The sequence below is a fragment of the Henriciella sp. genome, from assembly GCF_049649345.1.
GTDB lineage: Bacteria > Pseudomonadota > Alphaproteobacteria > Caulobacterales > Hyphomonadaceae > Henriciella.
Map to the genome: position 1 here is coordinate 1 of NZ_JBARZC010000292.1, position 3,727 is coordinate 3,727.

Consider the following 3,727-nt stretch of genomic DNA (forward strand, 5'->3'; position numbering starts at 1 on the left):
CCGGAAAGATAGGCCACCATTCGATCAGCAAGTGCGAGGGAGACTGACGATGAAATTCAAAAGAATCCACGCGGCAACGATAGGCGCTTTGGCGCTAGCGTTTTCCGCGTCGGCGCAGACAGAATCTGCCCCTGAAGTCCAGAATGCAGCGGCAGATTCGGCTGCCACGGCACCCGATCCGCTCTCTTCGGCCGCGGCCGTCTATGCGACGTTCCATGGCGATGTCACCGACATCAAGCAGAACTCGTTCAAGAGCGCCAATGACATCCAGAGCGCGCTCAGCAATCTTGGCAGCCAGAACTCCGAACAGCTGACCCGCGGCTGGATGGCCTATTCTGCCCTCGTCGCCTCGCAAAACCCTGAATTCCGCGCCGCTGTGCGCGATATTGAAGGCTTCTACGGCAAGGACGTTTTCGTCCGCGGCCTTCAGAACGATGTGCGCTATGCCCGCTCCCTGAATGGCGGCAACAGCGCGGTCAATTCCGCCATGGTCGCCGGTGACGCCGACTCCAAGCGGCTGACCTCGACAGCCGCCTTCGTCAAGGAACAGGCCTATTCGCTGCATGGCTCTGGCTGGGCCAAGGGCAAGGTCGGCGACTCACGCGCAATCGCGACGAGCCTGCGAGCCCAGTCTCTCCGTGGCCGCCCGGCACGCTCTGACCTGGTCACCGCCTTCACGGCTCCCGGCATTGACAGTGTCCTCGTATCCGCCGGTGCCAATGGCGCTCCATCCGTGTGGGAAAGTGTCTCCAGCGCCGCCTCCGCGATCCGCGTGCCTGACATGAAAAGCGCGCTCGGCATCTCCAACAAGCGCGTCGCGGCTGGCAAGGAGCCGATCGCCGACCAGATCGCAACCCTCGCAGCCTATCGCATCATCGGCTCGGAAGGCTCTGCCGCCGCTCCGATGCAGCGCGCCATGACAGAGAAGCAGACAGCCGGTTGCCTCAACATGGCCCAGCTTAACCTGCAGCAATGCGTCGCCGCCGCTCACCAGCATTTCGAGGTGCCTTTCTGCATCGGCGAACATGCTCTGGCTGATGTTGGCCGTTGCATTAGCAAGGTTAGCCAGTAACAATCTACCTACTTTCAATCTCTTGCCCCGGCAGCCCATCGCGGTTGCCGGGGTTTTCTTTTGCCTCGCAATACCCCAAATGGCTGGCATGAGTGTTGAGACCCAAGCCAATGACATCCGCGCCGAGTTCGATTTTCTCGATGACTGGGAAACGCGCTATGCGCACATCATCGATCTCGGAAAGGCGAACCCTGCCCTCGCCCCGGACGAGCGCACTGAAGCGACCCGCGTGCGCGGCTGCGCGTCGCAGGTCTGGATGGTGATCAGCGAGCAGGAGGATGACACTCTGGAGATCAGGGCTGAATCCGATGCGATGATCGTTTCCGGCCTGATCGCTCTCCTGATCCGCCTGTTCTCCGGCGCGCCGCGCGAGGAGATTCTCGCCTTCGACACACCGGCCTTCCTGGAAGACATCGGCGTCACAGGCGCCCTCTCTGCCCAGCGCTCCAACGGGCTCGCCTCGATGCTCGAGCGCATCAGGACAGTTGCATCCGCTCAAACGACCGGGGGCTAGGCACCACGCCGCCGCGCCAGGAACTGAGATCGGCTGCATTGCGCAGCTGCTCTTCCAGCCCGTCCAGCCATTCATCGATCGCCGGATCGTCGCGAAAATCCTCGATCCTGTGACAGCCATAGGCGACCGTCGAGCGGTCGCGCCCCAGCGCATTGGCAATCCGTGACAGGCTCATGCCGAGGGCGACATGCGCGAGGTACATCGCGACCTGCCGGGCCCGCGCAATCCTGTGGTCGCGCTTGTTCACAGACAGGATCTGCTCGGCCGGGATCATCAGGGCAAAGCCTGTCAGGCCTGCTGCGAGACGCACCTGATGCTCGTCCTGGAACCGCTTTGAAAAACTCATCATCCAACTCCCATAATCCGTTGAACCCCAGATTAGGGCCGCGGACAGGGTGTAGGATATTTTTCCTAATTCAGGAAATCAATCCCTTGCGGATAGGGTGGAGGGGATGGGCGGGATTGCTGGAGGGAAACAGACGCAATCTCCGTTGCGATCACCTAGGTATCGATAGTGATAGGCATCAAGACTAGCTTCTCAAGGACGCGACACGCGAGCGCCTGAGCTATCTGCTGTCCGGTAATGCCGCGCTCGACTAAGCAGAAGACCAGAGCCTTCATGCGCTATTGAAAGCGAATCAGAGCTAATGGCAAAAGCGCTCAAAGCTGTATTAGTGGCAGGCGATTCGACTCAAAGATCAAATCAATCTCATAATGTCTTCGCACCCGGAAAGTGATTCCCTTCCGCTTGTGTACGCCCAACGGGGGGCCACTGCCCAAGAAAGGAGGTGATTGCATGTCCGGATGCACCAAGAAGGTGCGCCAAGTGCGCACCGGCAAGAAGCCGGGTCCGAAGACGGTTGGGGTGAAACCTCACCGCCGTTCGAAACCGGCCCCATGCAAGAAGCGCTAGGTCTTTGACCTAAGCTTCGGGCGGCGACCGGGGGAATTCGTAGCAGATGATCCCCGGTCGTCGTTCTCGTCATTATTGCGCGGATTCGGCAGTGATAGCATCAAGTTCTTGAAAGTCTCCATTTTTCGAGAACGATAGCGCCGCTTTATTGGGTCGACTGGCCCCATCTTCCGCCGCCGCCCAGCCTCGCGCTTCTGGCTTCGTCTTTCACTTCCTCTTGAGGCTTTGGATCTGACTCCATTAGCCGCTTGAGGGTGTCGTTGAACTTATCGTCGTTGGAGTAGGTCATGAATACACGTCCTAAAATCAAGCGTCACGAATTACCCGATGCGTTCAGCGATATGCCCGACGGCAACTATGCGGCGGGAATTGTTGAAAAACAAATCGGTGCCAAATTCGCAAAGTTTGTCACCACTTTCGAAGAGCTTGAGGCCCATATGGCCACGACGCTGGCTGTTCTTTTGGGCGGCCATGATCACACGACCGCTGGATACGTGTTGAGGTCTATACGCAACCCCTCCACCAAGCGAGACGTAATGCGCGATTTGTTGCAAAAGGCTGCCGTCAATCAGAATCTTTCTGAGGAATATGATGCACTGCTGAAAGAGTACGGCGACATCGCGGTGGAGCGAAATCAATTGGTTCACGGTCGATGGTTCACGCTTATCCTGGACGATGACCCCGTCACTAAGCGCAAGGTTTTTCTCAGTCGCTCTGACGAACATGGACTTGCGTTCCTTTTGGCTAACGAGGTTCATCATGAAGACTTTGATCCTTGGTTTGATCGTTTGAACGCACTCACTAAGACGATCCAGACCGATGTGAATGAGGAGCGTTCACGTCGAGCGCAGCGCGCAAAAGAGCTTCAGCAATTTCACGATGACGCTCAGGACCCTCGGAATCATTCGAGAATGTTACGCGATAAGCGTAGGCGGCCGCGCTGATCATCTCAGGCGTAATTTCAATCTCTTTCTCCGGCCTGTCGTCGCGATTAGTAGTCGAATCAGGAAGCTTTGCCGTCGATAGAATTAGGATATTTTTCCTAATTCAGGAAATCAATCCCTGATGGATTAGGCGGCGAGGCTGTGCCGGCCGTTGGAAAACAGGTGATGTGGATCGGTTTCTTCCGGCAGATTGCCGGTGAGGATCACGTCATGGCAGAGGATGAGCGAGACATCCGGGTCGCCCGAGGCGAGCGGCAGGCGCAGCCAGGCATGGCGCTCGCGCC

General features: G+C 57.9%; 4 protein-coding genes. 3 read left to right on the top strand and 1 reads right to left on the bottom strand.

Annotated features, from left to right (window positions below; all coding sequences use genetic code 11):
• The first annotated feature begins 49 nt into the window (after positions 1-49).
• Positions 50-1,072 (top strand): hypothetical protein, encoded by a 1,023-nt coding sequence (locus tag WA989_RS07660; RefSeq protein ID WP_424339911.1) that lies wholly within the window; start codon positions 50-52, stop codon positions 1,070-1,072.
• Positions 1,073-1,160: 88 nt separating this feature from the next.
• Positions 1,161-1,586: a SufE family protein gene (locus WA989_RS07665; protein WP_424339912.1), complete on the top strand. Its 426-nt coding sequence runs from the start codon at positions 1,161-1,163 to the stop codon at positions 1,584-1,586.
• Here the strand turns inward: WA989_RS07665 and WA989_RS07670 are convergent.
• Positions 1,549-1,932 carry a helix-turn-helix domain-containing protein gene (locus tag WA989_RS07670; protein ID WP_424339913.1) on the bottom strand — a complete coding sequence of 128 codons (384 nt, stop codon included), beginning with the start codon at positions 1,930-1,932 and terminating at the stop codon, positions 1,549-1,551. The genes WA989_RS07665 and WA989_RS07670 overlap by 38 nt on opposite strands.
• Before the next feature lie 854 nt (positions 1,933-2,786).
• Between WA989_RS07670 and WA989_RS07675 the strand changes: the two genes are divergently transcribed.
• Entirely contained in the window at positions 2,787-3,443 is a 657-nt protein-coding gene (locus WA989_RS07675; RefSeq protein WP_424339914.1) for a hypothetical protein, read from the top strand.
• Positions 3,444-3,727: the final 284 nt, after the last annotated feature.

What these genes read in the sequence shown, in the direction of transcription:
- WA989_RS07660 (WP_424339911.1), top strand. Translation starts at nt 50, where the DNA reads ATGAAATTCAAAAGAATCCACGCGGCAACGATAGGCGCTTTGGCGCTA.
- WA989_RS07665 (WP_424339912.1), top strand. Translation starts at nt 1,161, where the DNA reads ATGAGTGTTGAGACCCAAGCCAATGACATCCGCGCCGAGTTCGATTTT.
- WA989_RS07670 (WP_424339913.1), bottom strand. Translation starts at nt 1,932, where the DNA reads ATGAGTTTTTCAAAGCGGTTCCAGGACGAGCATCAGGTGCGTCTCGCA.
- WA989_RS07675 (WP_424339914.1), top strand. Translation starts at nt 2,787, where the DNA reads ATGAATACACGTCCTAAAATCAAGCGTCACGAATTACCCGATGCGTTC.